Origin of the sequence: Candidatus Nitrososphaera gargensis Ga9.2, assembly GCF_000303155.1 — an archaeon.
Lineage (GTDB): Archaea > Thermoproteota > Nitrososphaeria > Nitrososphaerales > Nitrososphaeraceae > Nitrososphaera > Nitrososphaera gargensis.
In genome coordinates this window covers 2,768,094-2,786,463 of sequence record NC_018719.1, presented here as the reverse complement: position 1 = coordinate 2,786,463, position 18,370 = coordinate 2,768,094, and the positions used below count along the sequence as shown (strand labels likewise).

The following is an 18,370-nucleotide window of genomic DNA, read 5'->3' as shown; positions in this document are numbered from 1 at the left end:
GCACCTGCATAGAGTATATGGGTACAATAGATTCACACTACCTGATTCCAGTGTCAGAGGTCATCGAGCTGATTGAGAAGGGTAAAGACAAGTTCTATGTGATGGATTACAAAACCCAGAACAAAGTCTATGTCAATGTTGCTCAGAAGAAGGAAGGCATGAAATACATCAGGACAGAAGCTTACGATACTTCCTATGACAGGTTGCTGAAGGTTGGCTATTGCAACGTTACAAGAAGGGCTCCATACGAGAGCGGCCCTATGATTATACAGGAAATTAGAGACCTGTTAGATAGCTAATTAAAAGAAGTGATGCAGGCTCATAAGCTTCTAAACTAAAGGCAACATAGTCAGTCGAATTGCTCCAAATCGTGTGTTTCCCCCATTCTTACAAAACCTTATCTGTTGCATAAGGCATAGGTTATAGCTGGAATCGCTATTTGCAATTGGTAAGGAAGGCTAGGAATTGACAATCATTCGTCTAGTTTGCCCACAATGCAGGCATCAAGATATATATGAAGAAACCTTGATACTTCGAAGGAAATAATCTGTGCTTCTTGCGGATTTTCCGACTTGCCTATGGCGTTTGAATTGGCAAAAGACAGCGAAACCAAAAACTGGCAGTTTGCAAAAATCGCAATCATCGTCCTAGCTGGAATTGCATTCATATTTCTTGGGCTTTCGGTTATCACATTAGCTGCATTTTATGCGCCAATTATTATAGCGGTAGTGATTCTTATCGTGTTGTACGAAAGATGGAAAGAAAAGAAGGTCAGGTAGATAAAATCTTCTTTCCAACTATTACCCGGATGCTATTATGTCTAACTTGATTAGGATGGCTATTCTTCTGGCAGATATTGCATTCTTTGAAATCTCCTATCTCTACGTGTGAACTGGAAAGAATAATATCGAAAGAGCAACCCTGCTGATGAAACTCGGTTTTCTATATCTGGGGTTTTTGCCATCTTTATAGCGGTTCTGGTAATCAGGGGTTAATCTGAGTCTCTATGCACCTTAATTGAATAGTATCACTGCATGGGTCGATATTTGACAGCATTTTCTACGATCCGCTTAACCTCTCATAAGGGCTGCTATAACTTGTCGTTTGCTCAAAAAGATATTTAAGATAAAAGCCTAGCCCCGACGATAAGTTAAGGGCGGCCCCGCCAATCATGTCTGCCATCAACAACTTACCAGAATTCTTTTACATAGTGTTTATGAGTTTCTTACGCATTTTATTTTCATTGAATTACCAAATAATAATCTTGTTTCTATATCGTTAGGCCTGCTGTTGATTTCCCTTGGTATGCCTTGGTTGGTAGTCAATCCCTTTGGACAACGATCATACTCTAGGCTTGATAATATGAGGTTCTTAGCCAATTTGCAAGAAGAAGATGAAGAAGAGAATAGTTCAAATGCATCAAGAAATGATGATCCAGTTCTGTCAGATTTAAGATCGGTTTACCCAAACAGTTCGTCCTCTTTTATTCTCAGTATGGTGGTATTGTATCCAGTATCTATCATAACCATATTGCAGCAGTCATTTTCACAGCATTGAGAAAAAATACGTGAAAAAAGGTCGTCGCTGCCGTCAACTATTGCTCTGGCCGCCGGCATTTTAGCCATAATCGGCGGAGTTACTTGGGTATATTCAATTGAATCGTTCAAGGCTCAGTTTAGCCGTGATGCAGAGTTGTCCGGCGGAATAATAGGTGAGGAATGGAAAGGCAAAGCTGACGTTTTTGTAGACCGGTTAATTGTCATGGGAGTTGGTCATTATATCGTGATCATAGCAGGAGTCATTGCAGTCTGCATATTTTATAGAAAGGACGAGCAATTACCAGAGACAAGAACATCATCATACCTCTTCTTTTTCTGGAAACGCAATGTCTTGACAGTTGACAAGTTCATTGGATAATAATATATGCTGCGTTGAAAAATAAAAATAATAAGAAAAAAGATTGGGTTGAAGAGGAGACATTGTTTTTCCTCTCTACTAATCTTTGTCTTCACCACACGATTCGGTTATCTCCTTGCCTGCTTCTGGCCATTCACATTCAAGGTCATCATTTTCATCTTGGCCTAGCGCATGCGGACTATCTACTGCAAAGACGTATGGTGGAAAGTCTGGTACCTCATCGCTTGGATCCCAAAGCGTTACTACTTTGCCGTATGTATGTTTCAGTGTATCAAGCAACGCTGCACCGTCAACACCCTCTGGGAGACTGATTATTTGTGGTTCTCCTCTTTCAGGTGTTAGCTCAACTGCATGGTTATGCCAGTTAAACTTTTCCTTTTCTGGAAGCTGCTGGTACTGCTCGTCTGTGATGATGAATTCTACCTGAGCAAGATGTGCTTTAGTGTCGGTGCCATCAAAGAGCAGACACACTGCAACTATCTTGTCATCTAGCTTGCAGTAATGATCCATGTCGTGGTCAAGGTTCTCGCTGTCGTGCTTGTTTACAGTCACATGAATGTTAAACCCCTCTGTGGGGCTCTCACTGTTGCTGTCATTCGCCGCAATCGAACTTTGAAATGACATTACTCCTCCAATCAGAATGGCAGCCACTGTAGCTATCATCGCGCCAAGAAGTATTTTTCTCCTGTCGGTATACGCTGACATTGAAAGAGTACGTGTTATAGAATATTTACGTGGTCGGAAACTAGCACTGCTAAAATTAACATTTCATTCATTTACTCTTAAATTGTCTTACTTATTTTATTGGAGATCATTTTCCAAATTACGCCTAGATTCACTGTAATGGTAGCTAAATCGGCCCATTGGCTCTATCTTTTGTTTCTGAACACTAAATCCAGAACTGCTCCTTAGGCACTAGAAGGTAGAATATGTTGCTGCTTATTATTATCCATTTTTCATGTTGAATGGGCTCTGTTAACTTATTGTCAGCTATGCTTCTATCTCTCTCCAGTGTGTTATTGAGCAGACGAAAAGTTAACAACATATCTCAAGAGCGTTTAAATATTAGGCACGCCTAATTAGGCGTGCCTAATTAAGGAAGTCTGGCGTTGGCATCTACCAACAACGAGTCATCAAACACCCGCCTGCCCAGCTAGCAACATGCTGGGCAGGCTCCTCTCCAGCTTTTCCTGACAGACAAGAAAGTGAAACAGAACATATGCTGGCAACAACAGCCGGACGCGCAATGAAAGAAAAATCATTGCAATGAAAGTTCACCTTAGATATCATCATGTGTTATTGCCAGAAGCGGGCTGCAAGTATTATCTGGCTAACTTCTCCTTATCTGGTCGACAAGAGTCCCGGACCTGATCTCGTCCACTTTAACAAATTCTACCGAGTCGACCATAGCGTACTGCGCAAGCACGTCAAATTTTTGCGGCTTTGTCAGGTCGTGCCAGCCAAACTTGATGAACGTCCTGCCGCCATAGCTGCTCTTGAACTTGTGCAAGCTATCCAGACTTGAAAATGACCTATAAAGTATGTGGTTTATCTTGTCCGGCTTTAGTTCCACCGGATAGGCGATAAACTCGTATTTTCCCGTGTGCTCTACAAACACTGCGTGAAACAGCTGCGGCTCCATCACCCTCGCCCAAGCCCGCTCGGCGCTCTGCTGCAAGTCAAAGATGGGGGCAATGATGTGCTGCCTGTTGTCGCCAAAGTAGCCTATCCCAAGAAAGTCTGAGAACCTGACGAGCGGGGTAGCGGAAGAATCTTGCAACCTGCCTCACTGAGGCTCAAATCGGTATATAACGCTACGTCAATGTTATATCTTTGAGCCTACAATGTATTATAGTAGCAATGTTCCACAAGATAGGCGCCGTCATCCTGCTTGTTTCAGACATGAAAAGGTCGACCAAATTCTACCGCGACACGCTTGGCATGAAATTAAAACAACAGTCAAAGGACTGGACAGAATTTTCAGAAGGGGGCACGGTGCTTGCACTCCACCCATCAAGCAAGAAAAGGATAAAAAAGAACAATAGCATGCTCGTAGGTTTCAGCATAAGCGACTTTGACGATGTGGTTAGTAGTCTGAAAAAGAAAAAGGTAAAGTTTTACAAAAAGCCAAAGGAGGAGCCGTTTGGCAAGCACGCGATAATTCAGGACCCAGACGGGCACTTGATATCAATAGTCCAGATGCCTCAGGAAGAGCTTGCGCAGATCCCCTACTATCACGGGTTTGCGCCGGCCTGATCGCGGAACCACACGTACACTGGTATAAGAGGGTGAGCCAATCCTGTTTCCTGCGCCCCCTTTCTGTTGCAGCACACCATGACCATCCTGCCGGCAAGCATCGGCCGGATGTCAGACGTTATCTCTGAGTCCTTGAGCGGGCCGTACAGCTCAAAAAAATAGTCCTGCTTGTAATAGGCGATGTGCTGCGCAAAGCAGTCAGACAGTATGGCCGGGTCGCCGGCCATTCGCTCAGGCTTGTTTTCAACAGTCAACTGCAGCTGCCTGTTGATGTACTTGCCCCTGATGTATTCGGGGTCCAGCTTTGCCGAGCTGTTGGCGTAAATGTCGATCTCTTGGCCCAGCTGCGAAGCGGTGCGCTGCGCAAACCCGTTGACCTCTTCAACTTGTTTTTCGCCGATAACCCCTCCGGTCTTGCCGTACAGGTACATCATGCACATCAGCTCATCACGGCCGACAATCGGAAAGCTGCGCCTGCCGGCGATAAACTCTGAAATGCGTGTCGCGATATCGTCTGGCAGCACCATTGCCATGTACGAGTCTAAGACTATCATAATATACGCCGTCTGAAAAACAAAACATTTATCATCTTTATAGCCCTATGCATCTCGCATACATACACAATGTCCGAAATAGACAGCACGAAAAAGGTTCATCTTATAGTTCACGGCCAGCGCCAGCTACTAGAGCCGGTGAAGGACAAGCTTGCAGGCAGGTTCAAGCGGGAGAACATGCAGCCGGCGTCGCTTGACAAGGCAGGCGAGGCAGGCGAGTACGTAGCGATGCTGTGGCCGCCAATGGCAGCTAAAGAGATCGTGGTGAGCCAGATCACCGGCACCGGTGGAAGTGGCAGTGGTGGCGGCGGGCGAGGCATGGGTGCGTGGGGCTCTGTTAGCCAGAAGGAGCTCTTCCGGGTGCCGTTGTAACATTCTCAACCTCCGGGGAGTAATTAGCTAAGCTTATGGTTTACCGGATTACACACCCGCAATTAATAGCAAATCCTAGTAGGCATTCGCATGACTGGTTTCGATAAGAACTGGAGCAACCAGAGTAGGGCAAGCGCCAGCGAGAAACTCAAAGAGTCGCTGAGGCCGCAGGGCCCGCTCAAGCCAAGGATCGAGACTGCCGTTAACAAGCTGCAGTTGCAGACATCAAAGTTAGACACAATGATTACAAAGCTGAACGAGAGGGACGCCTCGCTGTTCCGAAGGGTGGTCGATGCCATGCAGAGGCACGACACAGACAGCGCCAAGGTGCTCTCAAACGAGCTTGCAGAAGTGCGCAAGATCGCAAGAACTCTGGGACAGGCCAGAATGGCGCTAGAGCAGGTATCAATGAGGCTGTCAACGATACACGAAATGGGAGACGCTATGGTCGCGCTCGGCCCGGCGATATCCTCGATAAAGAGCCTCAAGCCGAGCCTTGGAAGGTTCGTTCCAGGCGCAGACAGCGAGATAAACAACATGCAGACTCTGCTGAATGGAATAATGATGGAGTCTCTGCAGGGAAGCAGCGTTGGAATCGAGCTCAACACCAGCGCCGGTGGAGCAGATATCGACCAGATCATGATGGAAGCGTCGGCAGTCGCAGAGCAGAAGGTGAACGACAAGTTCCCATCCATCCCGGCTGGAAGCTTCAGGATCTCCGATACCGAAAGTCATCAACAGTAAGAGAGAGAAGGAGGAGGAGAAGACATGGCAAGAGGGCCTGTACTTGCAATATTTGGGGCGATAGGATTTGCAATAGGGTTCCTATCGTTCCTGGCCGCGCCTCTGATCGCAAACTGGGTGCCTTCGATAGTGATAGATCAGGCTCTGGCCTTTGCAACCATCAGCGGTGCAGCAGGGGCAGCGATCAGCACTACAGTAGTAAGCCTATGGGCGAGAAGACCGTAAAAACCCTACCCTATCCTTTCTTTTCTTCTTCTTTTACTACTGCTTTTCTGTATCCGTGCGTGAATCCTGCATCATACACCTTGGAATATTCGTATTTTGCAGGAGCGATCACGTCGCCTACGATTATCAGCGCAGTCTTGATTATTTTTGCTTCCCTTGTTTTTTTCGCAATGTCGCCTAACGTCCCCTTGATTATTTTTTCGTCCTCCCAAGTCGCCCTGTATACAACGGCGGCCGGCGTATTTTCAGTGTAGACGCCACCCTTTAGCAGCTCCTTGACAACGTCGCCTATCAGGTGCACGCTCAGGTAGAACACCATCGTGGCGCCGTGCTTTGCAAGCTCGGCTATTGATTCGCGAGCTGGTACAGGTGTTCGAAGCTCTGCCCTCGTCACTATCAGGGTCTGGGTGATGCCCGGCAGCGTCAGCTCGAGGTTGAGGTCGGCCGCGGCCCCAAGTATCGCAGTGACGCCGGGTACTACCTTGCACTTTATGCCGTCAGCTTCGAGCTTGTCTATCTGTTCGCGAATGGTGCTAAAGAGCGCCGGGTCGCCATCGTGGAACCTTATCGCAAGCTTGCCCTCCTTTGCAGAATCCCGGAGGATCTGGTAGATCTTTTCCCTGTCAATGACTGCCGCGTCGTATAGCTTGGCATCCTTTCTTGCATACTCCAAGTTCTTTGGGTTAAAGAGCGAGCCGGAGTAAATGATAACGTCTGCCTGCTCTACCAGCTTTTTGGCCTTGAGCGTGATAAGCTCGGGGTCGCCCGGTCCAGAGCCCACGAAATATACGGTGTTACTACTCTCTGGCATTTTTCTTTGCCACCATTATTGAAAAGTACTTTTCAGTTGGGCCTTTCTTGCCGCGAAGCTCTGACAATTTTTTCACGTCAAGTATTTCGCCCTCATCTGAAACGTCCTGCGCTATCGCAATGTTTGCATTATCGGGAAAGCCGGACTCGCCCAGCATTTCGATCACGCTGTCAAAGTACCGCCCGTCCTTGAGAAAAATGACCGTGTCGCACGCGGCCGCGGTGCGCCTGACCCTGTCCATGTCGTAGCACGCCGGCACTATGGCCACCGTCTCCTCGCCTTCTGCTAGGCTGATGCCTGCCTTTGCAGCGATGGCAAACATCGACGCGATCCCCGGCACTATTTCAACTTCAATGTCTTTGTGGTTCCTTTTCAGCTCGCGGTGGACATAGATCCACGTGCTGTACAGCGCCGGGTCGCCCACCGTAAGGTAGACCACTTTTTTGCCGGACCTGACTGCTGCCGCAATGTCGTCGGCGTTCCTCTTCCAATAGTCCTTGAGCGACTCTTTGTCCTTGACCATTGGAAAGACAAGGCTAGCGGTCTTGGCCGTCTTGCTAACATATTTTTCAACAACTGAAAGCGCGATGCTTGACTTGCCCTCCCTTGCAGTGGGCGCGAATACCACCTCCGCGCTTTTTATCAGGTTGACGGCCCGCACCGTAAGAAGCTCGGGGTCGCCGGGTCCGCATCCAACACAGAAAAGCTTCATGGGTTGCTGCACCCTCTCACGGCAATTTAAGTCTACTACGGGTACAGTTGTTCGCCCGTGTAACGGTCGATTATCTTGATCGCCTTGGTGGGGCACGTGGCAGCTGCGGCGTGTATCCTTTCATAGTCGGCGCAGGTCTCGCACTCCACTACCGCCTTGGGGTTGACCCTCTTGTTCTTTTCAACTACAAAGACCTTTGGTGCAAGGGTCTCGCAGCTGCCAAACGCCATGCAGAGAGACGGCTCGACAATAATGTGGAACCTTCCCTTTGGCGTGTCAAGGAAATACGGCCCATTGAAAAAGTCCGCGACCACGTTTTCGTTCGCCATTTTCCAAGGCTCCGGGCTGTTTGGCTGCTGCACCGGCTCTGGCTCGTACGTAGGCTCAGGCTCTGGCGCACTGTCAAACTCGCTCCTATCGTACTGCGCCCTTTTTGTTTCATCAGACAGCACTTCAAACGCGGCGTTTATCTTTTTGATCATCTCTTCAGCAAAGGCAGAGTTGTTCCTGTCAGGATGATACTTGCGAGCAAGCCGCCGATAGGCATGCCTGATCTCCTTGTAGCTGGCTTTTTCCGAAACGCCGAGAACTGCATAGTAGCCCTTGCTATCAGCCAAGATTGGACAGATGATGGTTCAATCAACTATTATGTCTTATTCCAAAATAACGAACGTATTTAACTGCAAATCGGTTGTCAAAGATCCCGTTTCGTGCCTTTGCCAGCCCCACAATCAATAATGTATACGATTTCAAAAATTCTGGATCTAGCTGTACTTGGCCTGCTCGTCGTCTTTTTCATCGGGGTGCTGGCATTTGAGGTCGCATATTTTGGATTGTCCGAACCTATCATTCCAATTCCACACGAAGCCGAGCCTTACTTTGAAGTCCTGCCTTGGGTCATCCTCGGCCTTTTGATGGCAGACATTTACGTCAAATATGTAAAGCTGGGCAGCGACTGGAGGGCGCTTGTCAGGCAACACTGGCCTGACATCATCACTGATCCCGGTGTTCATGCCGATCAAATTCATTAAGCTAGTAAAGGCGCTAAAGACGGCAAGTCCGGCGTGAAAATAATCCAGAAGGCAAAAAAGATGTTCGCCTAGTAGGGTTTCAGTACTTCTTAACAGCTCAAATATCGCTAGCGATATCAATATGCGATTCCGGATTGATCCGACCCAAAAAGAACAAGCTTAAGAACAAGTGCTTATCAATGCTAACCGTATGGCAAAAGCCAAAGCCAAAAGCAAGGGAAAGAAGGGAAAGCAAGCCAAGCTCTCAAAGGGAAATAAGAAGGGGAGCGCAAAGAAAGTCGCGGCAAAGCGCAAGGGTGCCAAGAAAAAGGCAGTAGCCAAGCGAAAAGCAGCGCCAAAGCCACGGGTCACCCGCACAGAGACGGCGTCTGCTCCTTCAGCAGCATTCACTGAAATTGCGCCGGAAGAAATAACGCCATCCGCGCCGGAAACGCCTGAAGAGCCGGTGAAGGGATCATCATCGTCGACTGAATCAATGGGAACTGGCGACAGCGGGTTCACCTCGACCGATGACAACAACGGCACATCAATGTAAGAAAAAAGAAACTGGAAAAACGCCTCTGTTGCATTAGGGAGACCGCACAGAGGCGACTATCACAATATGGAGACTCTTTACATTTTTGACTCACACTATTGTTTAATATTTTCCTGCTAATTTCGAGCAGGGAAATGATGAAACAAAGTTCTATAAGATTCGTCGCAGGAGCGCTTGCCCTGCTGCTGATGGTTCCAGCTGCGGCCGGAATCAACAGCGGCAACAACATGCAGGCTGCAGACGCGGCAACAGCAACCGGAATCATGGTCCCTCTCTACACATACCCGGGAGGGACATGGAATAGAGTCATAGAAACAAAGAACGATCACCCAGACGTGCCGGTTGTGGCCATTGTCAACCCGGCCAGCGGCCCTGGAGGATCGAGGGACTCTAACTACGTGTCCGGCATAGGCAAGCTGAAGGATGCCGGCGTCATCGTGATTGGCTATGTTTCCACTGCCTACACCAACAGAGCCCTCAGCGCGGTCAAGAGCGACATCGACAAGTGGGCCAGCTGGTACGACATCGACGGCATATTCTTTGACGAGCAGACGAACTGGGCCGGCAAAGAATGGTACTACACGCAGGCTGGCGACTATGCAGAGTCAAAGGGGCTTGACTTTACCGTAGGCAACCCCGGCGCAAACTCGATCCCGTCATACCTTGATACAGTGGACGTGGTGCTCATTTACGAGAGCCCCGGACTGCCAAACCTGAACAACTACCAGTCATGGTCGTCATATGATAACGGCAAGCTTGGCATGATCCCGTTTGGCGTGGGCTCGCTCCCAACCAACTGGATCAATAACGCCGCCAAGCTGGTAGGCTGGATATATGTCACAAACGATGTCCTGCCAAACCCGTGGGACTCGCTGCCGCCATACTATGACGAAATGACTGCACTCCTTGACAACGGCTCGACGCCAGAGGAGCCAGGGCCAAATCCTTCAGTGCCAAAATACACGCTCACCGTCAGGTCAGTTGACCAGGATGGCAAGGCCATCAACGGCATGTGGATGGAGGTCAAGAAGGCGGGCGGCTCGACCATCAGGACGGGCTTTACGCCGCTCAGCCTGACGCTGGAACAGGGGACGTACACCGTGTCTGCTGCCAACTACAAGCAGATCATATTCGATCACTGGTCTGACGGCACCACCCAGTCAAGCACGATATCGGTGAACCTGTCCGCCAACACCGAGATAACGGCCCACTACAACAACGGCGAGGCCCCCTCGCCGCCGCAGCAACCGTCGACTGTTACGCTCACAGTGAACACGGTCGACTCTGCCGGCGAGGCGATAAACGGCTACTATACGACGTTGTCGCAGAATGGCGCGACAATTAAGACAGCATTCTCACCGGCCTCGTTCACGCTCAACAGCGGCCAGACGTACCAGGTGGCTGTTGCGGACTATGGCGACTATGTGTTTGATCACTGGAACGACGGAAGCACCACAAGGCAAAAGACAGTCACGTTGCAGCAGTCAGCGACTCTCACGGCGCACTACAAGTCCAAGACGACGGAGGTGCCGCTGCAGGAAGAAGCGACCTTGACAGTAACGTCGGTAGACCTCAGCGGCAAGACGGTGACGGGCCTCTGGACGGTGATAAAGAAGAACGGCGCGACCGTCAAGACCGGCTACACCCCGCTGACGTATAGCGCGCAGGTCGGTTCGACATACGAAGTCTCTGTGGCCAACTACAAGAACTATGTCTTTGACCACTGGGAGAGCGGCAGCAAGAGCAGCACAAGGCAGGTGACGGTGAATGCCGACACGACCCTCACCGCCTACTACAATACCAGATCGTCAAAGATGACTATCACCATAAAGTCGGTGGGGCTTGACGGCTCGCCCATAACAGGGCTCTGGACTGTCATAAGTGGCGCAGGCTCGGCCACCGGCTTTACCCCGTTGTCCTACACTGCCAACATAGGCTCGCAGTACACGATAACAATGGGCGAATGGCAGAACTACAGGTTCGACCACTGGGACAACGGAAGCACCAGCAGATCACGGATCATAACGCCTGACGGCAACAACAGCAACATAGTGCTTACTGCCTACTACAGGCAGTAAACGTCCTTTCTTTTTATTCGAATCCAAATTATATATGGGATCAATCCCAACAAGAGTGTATATATGAGCGATTTTCCAAAGGCCGGCTTTGCCAGGCTGCTAAAATTCTTTACCAATACTGATGATGTTGTCAAGCTTACAAGGGCATTTGGCCTTGCAACCAAGATCCACAAGGGCGAGCTTTTGAACAAGACCGAGCCGTACATCAACCACCCGCTGAGGGTGGCCCTCATTCTGGTCGAGGAGCTCCAGATGCGCGATGCCGACCTTGCATGTGCTGCCCTTTTGCACGACGCCCATGGCAGCATAGTGGACGAAGAACTCAAAGAGCACGGCGAGCGGGTCTACTCTATCGTGCGCGCTGCCGCTACGCAGGCCAGCGCCGATGATCAGTTTGCTGCCATGTCCAAGGCGCCCAAGGATGTGAAATACATCAGGCTCGCCGAGCGGCTGGACAGCGCCCGATCGATGAAGAATCACGCATTTAGAGACAAGATGATAAGGTTCAAGGACGAAACGGAAAAGTACGTCGTGCCAATCGCGACTGCTACTGACGACAGACTTGCGTTCAAGCTTTCAGTCGCGCTCTATGAGCTGAAATAGCTATACTACTATTACTAGCTAGCGGTGCACGCATTTGCCGTCAGGATCGACCTTGTGCTTGGCCCAGTGCTTGCCACAGCCGATCATCCTGTGCTCGCTGCACCCACATATCGGACAGTGCTTTATCTTCTCCTCCTTTTCCTCCATATGCTCTATGCTATTATGTAGCCATGGCCGCTATTTGAGGTTACATTTTTCTTTCATGTTTATCTTGCATTAGGGTCATTGGTGTGGTGATGACGACATCAAGTTTACGTCATGAAGGCCCTGCGGCGAGAAGAACAGAGAAAAGGAAGGCTCTTTGGCAAATTATAGTCCTTGCAGCCGCTCTTGGAGTTGTGCTTGCCGCCACGACATTTCTGCTCCGGCCAATCTTTCCAGATCAGTATGTGCTTTATTTCCACGCGGCAGAAGTGGCTATGGCAGGCTTTTTTGTTATACAAATCTTAAGCAGCATTTCTTACAACCTTACACTGGCCCATTCCGCGCAGACTGCCAAGTCAATAAAGAGCCTTGTGAGGATCACCGGCGCAATCATTATCATAGCCTTTATCATTTCCTATCTGAGCCAAGACCCGGTAATCGCAGCGTCGATAAGCACGATATCCGGTCTTGTTATCGGGTTTTCCTCTGCCAACATTATCGGCAACGTCATTGCCGGGATGTACCTGGCAATTGCTAGGCCGTTTAGGATTGACGACAGGATTAAGGTGTTTGGAGAGGTGGGAGTGGTGCACGATATAGGCATGCTCTATACCCGGCTGACGCTGGAGAACGGCGACGAAATGCTCGCCTCCAATACCTCAATGGTGACCAGTACCGTGATACTGAAAAAGCGAACGGAACAGAGCGAAACTACCCAAAAGGACGTAGCTGCCTGACGTGTCATTGCGCGGATAAATATGGAGCTACTTGAAGTGTTCATTATTACAGCACATACATCATGCCGCCAGAGACAAGCGTCACAAACTCGACCCCTGCCAGCTCTTTTGTCCTTGCCACTACTGCGTTGAGCCAAAGGCTGTCTATGCCCTGACTCCAGATCGTGACTTTTTTGTAATGCTTTTGGCTCCCGTGGAAAAACCCGACGCAATCTTCGACGGTGCTGTTTGGGTATTTCTGGCCCACTTCGTCGATCACCGCCTTGGCCTCAGACGGCAGGTACAGTATCGTGAGAGTCGGAAAAGGTATCGCGGCCGCAGGCGCCGGTGACGAGGAAGCGTCGCCAGATGACATTCCACTAGCTAACCACTGGCGATTATATCATGATTTCGAAACAGAATTTTGTGTAGTCCGGCTACCGGATCGTGTTACCTAACTTGTATTAGAAGAGATTTTCTTCAAAATACTGAACAACTCGTTAAATCTCTTTTAATGGCTCTTTGTTTGAGTCGGATTGTTCAAGGAACGAAAAAAATTCGCGTTGCTGTCGATCTTATCAGCTCTCGTTGTTGTATCGACTGCCTTTGTAGGCGTCTCGATATACGCGGAGGGGACTGATGACAGCGAGCTGACCACGTTTGAAGAAGAGGCGATCAAAGCTGGAGAAAAGTTTGAAGACATGGAGAGTAAGGCAAGATCAGACGGCATCACCGATGATAGCAGTAGCACTACGACGATAGCTGAAGTTTCGTCGTTATTCGATAGTCTGGTACTCTGCGATGTAGGCACCACCGAGGTCTCAGGTAAGACGCAGACGGCAGGGTTTGACAAGGAATCACTCACCACGCCAACAGTCTCTGTAAAGGTGATGACCGAGGCAGAGATTGCCAACGAGACATCGACGACAACAACAGCGGCATCATCATCTGCAGCAGATAAAGAAGAAACATCAACGACCTCATCATCGATTGACTGCGTATCGATGGGTAAAGGCGGCTCGACTTCAACAGCCAGTAAGGCCAAGGACGACGGAGCAGATGCCGCCACTGCATCCAATGGAACATCGACCGCAAGCGCGCCGGAATCTGACGACCAGATTCTAGTGATAGAGGGCCAGGACTTCGTACCAAGGCAAGCAGTCCTGATATTCTATGAAGGCGCGCTGGTTGGAATAGACGAAGTCGCCAAGGACGGAAGCATCGAAATAAAGATCCCAGTGCCTAACAGCGGCGGGACGGCGTCAACAGCAGCCGGCAACAACACTGCTAGCAGCGCCGAGCTCAAATTCGTAGAGACCGGAACGCAAAGGACCGGCATCTTCGAGTTTGACGGCGAGACGCTGACAGCGGCGGCCGAAGGCGGAGAAATAGAGGCTGAAAGTGGAGACGACGGGGCAGCAGCAACAATGCCCGCTCCTTCTTCAGATAACGCAACAACCTCTTCAGAGAGTGCCAGCAGCAACAACAGCAACTATACAGCGCAATAACAACTAGGTTATTGCCACCATCTCCTTTTTCATTTTTTGTGCAAAGGAAAAGTTAATTCCTCTGTCTTTTCTTCAATACTCTAGAAAATGGCAAACAAGATCAAATGCTCTCACATTCTAGTGCAGAAGCAGAGCGAGGCCATTGCAATACTTGACAGGTTGAAGAAAGGCGAAAGCTTCTCCAAGCTAGCGCAGGAGCTATCAATCGATAGGGGCAGTGGCAAGCGCGGGGGCGACCTAGGATACTTTGGCCGCGGCATGATGGTCAAGCCCTTTGAGGATGCTGCCTTCAAGCTGGAAAAGGGTCAGCTGTCAGAGCCGGTCAAGACAGAATTTGGCTACCACATCATCAAGAGGATTGACTGAAAATTGGACGCTTATCTGGAAGAAGAGCTGTACGATTTGCTCACCTACTGCATCCAGAGCCCGCAGGCCCCGGACTTTGCTGACAAAAAGGGGCGGGTGCAGGAGATAGGGCGCGAGCTTTACGCCGACGGCGGGACCGATGCCCTTGAAAATATGTTCTTTTCAATAGAACATAGGGTAAAAGAAGAGATCGGGCAGGACGCCCGGCCGTACCGGGCGTGGTGGAACGGCATCTCGGCCGAGTGGAAGTACTAGGCTTTACTTTCTGGACTTGAAGAGCACAAAGAAGGCTATCGCCCCCATCATGCCGGCAAGCACCATGAGCACCTGCATCGTAAAGGGTGGCAGCGACAGGCTGGGGTTGTCCATCTCAACTCTGATTATTTCCTGACCTCCTGCCTTCTCGATACTAGTGAACCCTGCGATCTCTATCTGTGAGTTTGGTTGCGGGGTGGAGATGTGCACCTGCACCGGCGTGCCGTCAATGCTCACTGTTGTGTCACTCTCTTTCGGCGGCGGGCACCCTTCCCTGATGCTGCATTCGCCAAGCGAGTATACCGACATAACCTTGGCCCTGCCTATGCCCTCGCCGCTCAGTATGCCTCCGGTGCTTGCTTGGCTCCAAGTCGGATCAAAGAGCCAGTGCCACCTTTCCATGGACATCGCTCCCACTTCGCTAAAGTCAAGTATCGGCTCTTCCATGATCTGCCGCGCTTCTTCAGAAGAGCCGGCGAGCCCTTCTGCAAACTCAGGGAACGCCAGTGACAAGAGCCCGATCGGCTGGTTGACGTTCACCGTGCCGTGCTCCGGGGAATCGACCAGCACCGGCCCATCGATCACAAAACCCCTCCAGTTGATGTCTATGGGTATGTTGTCAGTGGCGTTCCTATCGAGCTTGAACCCGGAGAATGTTGGGATGAACTCGACGCTGTATGTAAGCATGAGCCTGTCAGCCTCGCCCCTGATTGCGCCAGAGTATGTGAGGTTGGCACTTACTATCTGGACTGGGCTCTGAACCCTAAGCAGCGCTTGGTTGGCCGCCGCTATCAGCCTGTCAATTCCGCTTGAGTTTGTCCCCGGTATGGAAAACTCGATCCTCTCTGTCCTGCCATTGAACAGATCTGCCACCGCGCTCCCCGGCTCGTATCTCATTTGCACAAACTTTACTCCAATAAAGCTGCCTGCTGCCCTGTCAAATTCCGGTATCAACGACGCGTTGATCTGTGCAGCATATGCCTGGTTGGCAAGGCCGACTATCAAGAGCGCGGCCACGGCAGACGAAATGACGGCGGCTGGAATATTATTGCTTTTCACACGTATTGTATACATTGGCTTGTCTTATCACTTGTTTTTGCATGTTTTTTCGCCCCTTCTCATGCACTTGTTCATTTGCAGGGTTCACTTTTGGGGCTCACTTTCAGGGAGTAGTATGGAGAGAACCCATAATAGCCCTGTCAGCATATATCTAGTGTACGACACCGCACGATCCATTTTCAGACTGGGCAGCGCTCATCAACAGGTCGGTGTACTCGTCAGACCGGAAAAAGGTAGGATTCCTTCGGAAAACTCTGCCAGAATACATGGTCGTGAAGAAGGGATTGATAGGGCTTTCAAGCTACCTGATACCCAAGTCGCTTGCCGAGTCCGTGGACAAAAAGGGGATCAGGCTGAGGATAACAGCGTACGAAGCGAGGCACAAGTACTCACATTCAAAGATGAAGCGCCTAGCAATCTATGGGCAGGTGCCCAAGTCGGCCGTCCAGCAGAGAATCGTCTACGACCGCCTCCAGACGCTGCGCTACAGCACGACAAGGAACAGGCTCGCAGCAGGCATCGCATTTGTCTCTGGCATCCTGTTCCTATTGTCCGGCTACCGGGCAAACATCGAGATCTACAACCTGATACGCGACCAGCTGGTGATAAACACCGCCAGAGATTTCTGGACCTATGCCGTGATCCCGATAGGGTTTCTGGCGCTCCTGAGCCAGCTTGGCGGCCTGACTGTGCTCATGGGCGCCGGGCTGTTTGCGGCAAACCGGGTAAACATTGGCAAGTTCCTTGTATTTGTCGGAACCGGGCAGGGGCTGATCACGGTCCTGATCCGCATCGCGCTAGAGTTCTGGAGCGGCAGGCTGGCCCTTGACAACAACTATATCACATGGCTCACGTCAACTGCCACCGGGCTTGGGATACTATTTGCGGTAGTTGCTTCCTATATTACAAAGGGCAAGGGCGAGAGCGTCTATGTCAAGGCGATAAGATTCATCCTGCGCAAGAGGAGTGTAGCTAGACGTCCGCGTACATAGAGAACTCGTGTGGGTGCGGCCTGACTGCCAGCTCGACGTGCTCCTTTTCTTCGTGCTCTATTATCCTGTCTATCGTTTCGCTGTCAAATACCGGCTTCAAGAAAGCGTTGTCGCTCTCTAGTTCCTCGTACGCTTCCCTGAGGCTTGCGGGCAACTGAGTTATTCCAAACTCGCGCCTCCTCTTGGGGCTCATCTTGAAAATGTCCTCGTTGACAGGGTCGCCAATGTCCCTCTTTTTCTTGATGCCGTCGATGCCGGCCGCAAGTATGGCCGAGAACGCCAAGTACGGGTTGCACGACGGGTCCGGCGCCCTGAACTCTATGCGTTTTAGATTGGCAAACTTGGGTCCCTTGTAGTGCGCTGGGATCCTGATTATCGCGGATCTGTTGCCGGTGCTCCATGCAACGTATACCGGCGCCTCGTAGCCGGGCACGAGCCTCCTGTACGAGTTGGTCGTGGGCGCAACAATCGCGGCAAGTGCCTGCGCGTGCTCTATGATGCCGCCGCCAAAATAGCGCGCAGTCTGCGACATTTCGGCATACTCGTCTGCAAAGTCGTAGAACAGGTTCTTGCCCTTGTTCCAGAGGCTGACATTGACGTGCATCCCGGAGCCGTTATCAAGCGCAATTGGCTTGGGCATCATCGTCGCTATCATGTTATGTTTTTTGGCGATGTTCTTGACGATGTACTTGTAGCTCTGCACAGCGTCGGCCGCGTTGACCAGAGTGTCAAAGCGAATATCTATTTCGCACTGACCGGCGGTCGCAACCTCATGGTGGTGCGCATCGCACACTATGCCAAAGTTGTTGGTGAGGACGTCAACGCACTCGTTTCTGTACTCCATCAGGGTGTCGCCGGGCGCGCTTGGCAGGTAGCCTTCCTTTAGCCTCAGGGCATAGCCCACGCTATCCGTTGACCAAGGCGCCTCCCTCGATTGTATGTGGTAGCTCTGACCCTGATATGGGGTCATGGTGTTGACTTCGAGCTTGTCAAACACGAAAAACTCTACTTCCGGACCCCAGTAGGACGTGTCAAATCCCTGATCTATGCAGTACTGTTCGGCCCTCTTTGCAATGCCGCGGGGGTCGCGGGGGAATATTTCGCGCTTGCTACCGCCACTCAGGATGTCGCATATCAGCCTGGCTGTCGGCGTCCCGATCCAAGGCACGGTGGCAAATGTGGAAGGGTCCGGCCTTATGATGAGATCCGATTCGTGGATCTCGGTAAAGCCACGGATAGACGACCCGTCAAGCTTGGGCAGGCCGTCGGTGAAATCCTCCGCCCTGAACATCTTGGAATCCATCGTGGTATGGTGGAACCGGCCAAAGAGCCCAGTGAACTGCAAGTCAAGGAACTTGATCTTGTCTTCCTTGAGCCGGCTCATTACCTGATCTGCTGTAAATGTTAACGGTTCGATCCTGCCGTCAACTAGTTTATAAGGCAACTGGAATATCCCATCAGTAGGCACTAAAACGCTATAATTTAAGGCTTG

The 18,370-nt window shown here is 50.5% G+C and carries 26 protein-coding genes; 16 read left to right on the top strand and 10 right to left on the bottom strand.

Annotation, left to right across the window (positions count from 1 at the left end):
- The first annotated feature begins 17 nt into the window (after positions 1 to 17).
- From NGAR_RS16640 to NGAR_RS16630, 3 genes are all read left to right on the top strand, one after another.
- A complete protein-coding gene (locus tag NGAR_RS16640) occupies positions 18 to 299 on the top strand; it encodes a DUF3892 domain-containing protein (protein ID WP_187147589.1) in 282 nt (93 codons plus the stop codon).
- 291 nt (positions 300 to 590) lie between these two features.
- Positions 591 to 779 (top strand): hypothetical protein, encoded by a 189-nt coding sequence (locus tag NGAR_RS16635; RefSeq protein WP_148681663.1) that lies wholly within the window; start codon positions 591 to 593, stop codon positions 777 to 779.
- Between the two features lie 913 nt (positions 780 to 1,692).
- Positions 1,693 to 1,917 carry a hypothetical protein gene (locus tag NGAR_RS16630; protein WP_015020988.1) on the top strand — a complete coding sequence of 75 codons (225 nt, stop codon included), beginning with the start codon at positions 1,693 to 1,695 and terminating at the stop codon, positions 1,915 to 1,917.
- A 78-nt stretch (positions 1,918 to 1,995) separates the two neighbouring features.
- Here NGAR_RS16630 and NGAR_RS16625 read toward each other — a convergent pair whose 3' ends face one another.
- Both NGAR_RS16625 and NGAR_RS16620 read right to left on the bottom strand, forming a co-directional pair.
- Complete coding sequence (locus NGAR_RS16625) at positions 1,996 to 2,622, bottom strand: DUF1264 domain-containing protein (protein WP_148681662.1); 627 nt, start codon at positions 2,620 to 2,622, stop codon at positions 1,996 to 1,998.
- 625 nt (positions 2,623 to 3,247) lie between these two features.
- Positions 3,248 to 3,697: a hypothetical protein gene (locus NGAR_RS16620; protein WP_015020985.1), complete on the bottom strand. Its 450-nt coding sequence runs from the start codon at positions 3,695 to 3,697 to the stop codon at positions 3,248 to 3,250.
- Positions 3,698 to 3,777: 80 nt separating this feature from the next.
- Here NGAR_RS16620 and NGAR_RS16615 point away from each other — a divergent pair, with 80 nt between their 5' ends.
- Positions 3,778 to 4,173: a VOC family protein gene (locus tag NGAR_RS16615; protein WP_015020984.1), complete on the top strand. Its 396-nt coding sequence runs from the start codon at positions 3,778 to 3,780 to the stop codon at positions 4,171 to 4,173.
- Here NGAR_RS16615 and NGAR_RS16610 read toward each other — a convergent pair.
- Positions 4,152 to 4,727 (bottom strand): hypothetical protein, encoded by a 576-nt coding sequence (locus NGAR_RS16610; RefSeq protein WP_015020983.1) that lies wholly within the window; start codon positions 4,725 to 4,727, stop codon positions 4,152 to 4,154. The genes NGAR_RS16615 and NGAR_RS16610 overlap by 22 nt on opposite strands.
- Positions 4,728 to 4,796: 69 nt before the next feature.
- Here NGAR_RS16610 and NGAR_RS16605 point away from each other — a divergent pair, with 69 nt between their 5' ends.
- The 3 genes from NGAR_RS16605 to NGAR_RS16595 all read left to right on the top strand — a co-directional run bounded on the left by NGAR_RS16605 (position 4,797) and on the right by NGAR_RS16595 (position 6,068).
- Entirely contained in the window at positions 4,797 to 5,099 is a 303-nt protein-coding gene (locus tag NGAR_RS16605) for a hypothetical protein (RefSeq protein ID WP_015020982.1), read from the top strand.
- A gap of 90 nt (positions 5,100 to 5,189) precedes the next feature.
- Entirely contained in the window at positions 5,190 to 5,843 is a 654-nt protein-coding gene (locus NGAR_RS16600) for a Snf7 family protein (protein WP_015020981.1), read from the top strand.
- A 24-nt stretch (positions 5,844 to 5,867) separates the two neighbouring features.
- Complete coding sequence (locus NGAR_RS16595; protein WP_148681661.1) at positions 5,868 to 6,068, top strand: hypothetical protein; 201 nt, start codon at positions 5,868 to 5,870, stop codon at positions 6,066 to 6,068.
- Between the two features lie 10 nt (positions 6,069 to 6,078).
- Here the strand turns inward: NGAR_RS16595 and cobM are convergent, their stop codons facing one another.
- Genes cobM through NGAR_RS18115 form a run of 3 tightly spaced genes read right to left on the bottom strand, consistent with a single transcriptional unit; the run spans position 6,079 to position 8,208 of the window.
- Entirely contained in the window at positions 6,079 to 6,879 is an 801-nt protein-coding gene (cobM, locus tag NGAR_RS16590) for a precorrin-4 C(11)-methyltransferase (RefSeq protein ID WP_015020980.1), read from the bottom strand.
- The gene (gene cobI, locus NGAR_RS16585) at positions 6,866 to 7,591 is read right to left on the bottom strand and encodes a precorrin-2 C(20)-methyltransferase (protein ID WP_148681660.1); all 726 of its coding nucleotides are present in this window, start codon (positions 7,589 to 7,591) and stop codon (positions 6,866 to 6,868) included. Before cobI ends, cobM begins: the two co-directional genes overlap by 14 nt.
- Positions 7,592 to 7,626: 35 nt before the next feature.
- Positions 7,627 to 8,208 carry a ferredoxin gene (locus NGAR_RS18115; RefSeq protein WP_187147588.1) on the bottom strand — a complete coding sequence of 194 codons (582 nt, stop codon included), beginning with the start codon at positions 8,206 to 8,208 and terminating at the stop codon, positions 7,627 to 7,629.
- 99 nt (positions 8,209 to 8,307) lie between these two features.
- On the opposite strand from NGAR_RS18115, the gene NGAR_RS16575 reads away from it, so the two are divergent.
- The 4 genes from NGAR_RS16575 (at position 8,308) to NGAR_RS16560 (ending at position 11,838) form a co-directional block, all read left to right on the top strand.
- Positions 8,308 to 8,622, top strand: a complete 315-nt coding sequence (locus NGAR_RS16575; protein ID WP_148681659.1) for a hypothetical protein — start codon at positions 8,308 to 8,310, stop codon at positions 8,620 to 8,622.
- 190 nt (positions 8,623 to 8,812) lie between these two features.
- Positions 8,813 to 9,157: a hypothetical protein gene (locus tag NGAR_RS16570; protein WP_148681658.1), complete on the top strand. Its 345-nt coding sequence runs from the start codon at positions 8,813 to 8,815 to the stop codon at positions 9,155 to 9,157.
- Between the two features lie 134 nt (positions 9,158 to 9,291).
- Positions 9,292 to 11,235: a spherulation-specific family 4 protein gene (locus NGAR_RS16565; RefSeq protein WP_148681657.1), complete on the top strand. Its 1,944-nt coding sequence runs from the start codon at positions 9,292 to 9,294 to the stop codon at positions 11,233 to 11,235.
- Positions 11,236 to 11,298: 63 nt separating this feature from the next.
- Positions 11,299 to 11,838: an HD domain-containing protein gene (locus NGAR_RS16560; protein ID WP_015020975.1), complete on the top strand. Its 540-nt coding sequence runs from the start codon at positions 11,299 to 11,301 to the stop codon at positions 11,836 to 11,838.
- Between the two features lie 18 nt (positions 11,839 to 11,856).
- On the opposite strand, the gene NGAR_RS19030 is transcribed toward NGAR_RS16560, so the two are convergent.
- The gene (locus NGAR_RS19030; RefSeq protein ID WP_266190347.1) at positions 11,857 to 11,985 is read right to left on the bottom strand and encodes a hypothetical protein; all 129 of its coding nucleotides are present in this window, start codon (positions 11,983 to 11,985) and stop codon (positions 11,857 to 11,859) included.
- Positions 11,986 to 12,074: 89 nt separating this feature from the next.
- Here NGAR_RS19030 and NGAR_RS16555 point away from each other — a divergent pair, with 89 nt between their 5' ends.
- Entirely contained in the window at positions 12,075 to 12,719 is a 645-nt protein-coding gene (locus NGAR_RS16555; protein WP_015020974.1) for a mechanosensitive ion channel domain-containing protein, read from the top strand.
- 46 nt (positions 12,720 to 12,765) lie between these two features.
- Here the strand turns inward: NGAR_RS16555 and NGAR_RS16550 are convergent, their stop codons facing one another.
- Positions 12,766 to 13,074: a hypothetical protein gene (locus NGAR_RS16550; RefSeq protein WP_015020973.1), complete on the bottom strand. Its 309-nt coding sequence runs from the start codon at positions 13,072 to 13,074 to the stop codon at positions 12,766 to 12,768.
- 160 nt (positions 13,075 to 13,234) lie between these two features.
- Between NGAR_RS16550 and NGAR_RS16545 the strand changes: the two genes are divergently transcribed.
- The 3 genes from NGAR_RS16545 (at position 13,235) to NGAR_RS16535 (ending at position 14,827) form a co-directional block, all read left to right on the top strand.
- Positions 13,235 to 14,206, top strand: a complete 972-nt coding sequence (locus tag NGAR_RS16545; protein ID WP_015020972.1) for a hypothetical protein — start codon at positions 13,235 to 13,237, stop codon at positions 14,204 to 14,206.
- A gap of 87 nt (positions 14,207 to 14,293) precedes the next feature.
- Entirely contained in the window at positions 14,294 to 14,572 is a 279-nt protein-coding gene (locus NGAR_RS16540; RefSeq protein WP_015020971.1) for a peptidylprolyl isomerase, read from the top strand.
- Positions 14,573 to 14,575: 3 nt separating this feature from the next.
- Positions 14,576 to 14,827 (top strand): hypothetical protein, encoded by a 252-nt coding sequence (locus tag NGAR_RS16535; RefSeq protein ID WP_015020970.1) that lies wholly within the window; start codon positions 14,576 to 14,578, stop codon positions 14,825 to 14,827.
- A 3-nt stretch (positions 14,828 to 14,830) separates the two neighbouring features.
- On the opposite strand, the gene NGAR_RS16530 is transcribed toward NGAR_RS16535, so the two are convergent.
- Positions 14,831 to 15,886 carry a hypothetical protein gene (locus tag NGAR_RS16530; RefSeq protein ID WP_148681656.1) on the bottom strand — a complete coding sequence of 352 codons (1,056 nt, stop codon included), beginning with the start codon at positions 15,884 to 15,886 and terminating at the stop codon, positions 14,831 to 14,833.
- A 209-nt stretch (positions 15,887 to 16,095) separates the two neighbouring features.
- Between NGAR_RS16530 and NGAR_RS16525 the strand changes: the two genes are divergently transcribed.
- Entirely contained in the window at positions 16,096 to 16,878 is a 783-nt protein-coding gene (locus NGAR_RS16525; protein ID WP_015020968.1) for a hypothetical protein, read from the top strand.
- Here NGAR_RS16525 and glnA read toward each other — a convergent pair.
- Positions 16,859 to 18,262 carry a type I glutamate--ammonia ligase gene (gene glnA, locus NGAR_RS16520; RefSeq protein WP_407637212.1) on the bottom strand — a complete coding sequence of 468 codons (1,404 nt, stop codon included), beginning with the start codon at positions 18,260 to 18,262 and terminating at the stop codon, positions 16,859 to 16,861. The two genes, NGAR_RS16525 and glnA, sit on opposite strands and share 20 nt — an antisense overlap.
- Between the last annotated feature and the right edge of the window lie 108 nt (positions 18,263 to 18,370).

What these genes read in the sequence shown, in the direction of transcription:
- NGAR_RS16640 (WP_187147589.1), top strand. Translation starts at nt 18, where the DNA reads ATGGGTACAATAGATTCACACTACCTGATTCCAGTGTCAGAGGTCATC.
- NGAR_RS16625 (WP_148681662.1), bottom strand. Translation starts at nt 2,622, where the DNA reads ATGTCAGCGTATACCGACAGGAGAAAAATACTTCTTGGCGCGATGATA.
- NGAR_RS16615 (WP_015020984.1), top strand. Translation starts at nt 3,778, where the DNA reads ATGTTCCACAAGATAGGCGCCGTCATCCTGCTTGTTTCAGACATGAAA.
- NGAR_RS16610 (WP_015020983.1), bottom strand. Translation starts at nt 4,727, where the DNA reads ATGATAGTCTTAGACTCGTACATGGCAATGGTGCTGCCAGACGATATC.
- NGAR_RS16605 (WP_015020982.1), top strand. Translation starts at nt 4,797, where the DNA reads ATGTCCGAAATAGACAGCACGAAAAAGGTTCATCTTATAGTTCACGGC.
- NGAR_RS16600 (WP_015020981.1), top strand. Translation starts at nt 5,190, where the DNA reads ATGACTGGTTTCGATAAGAACTGGAGCAACCAGAGTAGGGCAAGCGCC.
- NGAR_RS16595 (WP_148681661.1), top strand. Translation starts at nt 5,868, where the DNA reads ATGGCAAGAGGGCCTGTACTTGCAATATTTGGGGCGATAGGATTTGCA.
- cobM (WP_015020980.1), bottom strand. Translation starts at nt 6,879, where the DNA reads ATGCCAGAGAGTAGTAACACCGTATATTTCGTGGGCTCTGGACCGGGC.
- cobI (WP_148681660.1), bottom strand. Translation starts at nt 7,591, where the DNA reads ATGAAGCTTTTCTGTGTTGGATGCGGACCCGGCGACCCCGAGCTTCTT.
- NGAR_RS16570 (WP_148681658.1), top strand. Translation starts at nt 8,813, where the DNA reads ATGGCAAAAGCCAAAGCCAAAAGCAAGGGAAAGAAGGGAAAGCAAGCC.
- NGAR_RS16565 (WP_148681657.1), top strand. Translation starts at nt 9,292, where the DNA reads ATGATGAAACAAAGTTCTATAAGATTCGTCGCAGGAGCGCTTGCCCTG.
- NGAR_RS16560 (WP_015020975.1), top strand. Translation starts at nt 11,299, where the DNA reads ATGAGCGATTTTCCAAAGGCCGGCTTTGCCAGGCTGCTAAAATTCTTT.
- NGAR_RS19030 (WP_266190347.1), bottom strand. Translation starts at nt 11,985, where the DNA reads ATGGAGGAAAAGGAGGAGAAGATAAAGCACTGTCCGATATGTGGGTGC.
- NGAR_RS16555 (WP_015020974.1), top strand. Translation starts at nt 12,075, where the DNA reads ATGACGACATCAAGTTTACGTCATGAAGGCCCTGCGGCGAGAAGAACA.
- NGAR_RS16550 (WP_015020973.1), bottom strand. Translation starts at nt 13,074, where the DNA reads ATGTCATCTGGCGACGCTTCCTCGTCACCGGCGCCTGCGGCCGCGATA.
- NGAR_RS16540 (WP_015020971.1), top strand. Translation starts at nt 14,294, where the DNA reads ATGGCAAACAAGATCAAATGCTCTCACATTCTAGTGCAGAAGCAGAGC.
- glnA (WP_407637212.1), bottom strand. Translation starts at nt 18,262, where the DNA reads ATGAGCCGGCTCAAGGAAGACAAGATCAAGTTCCTTGACTTGCAGTTC.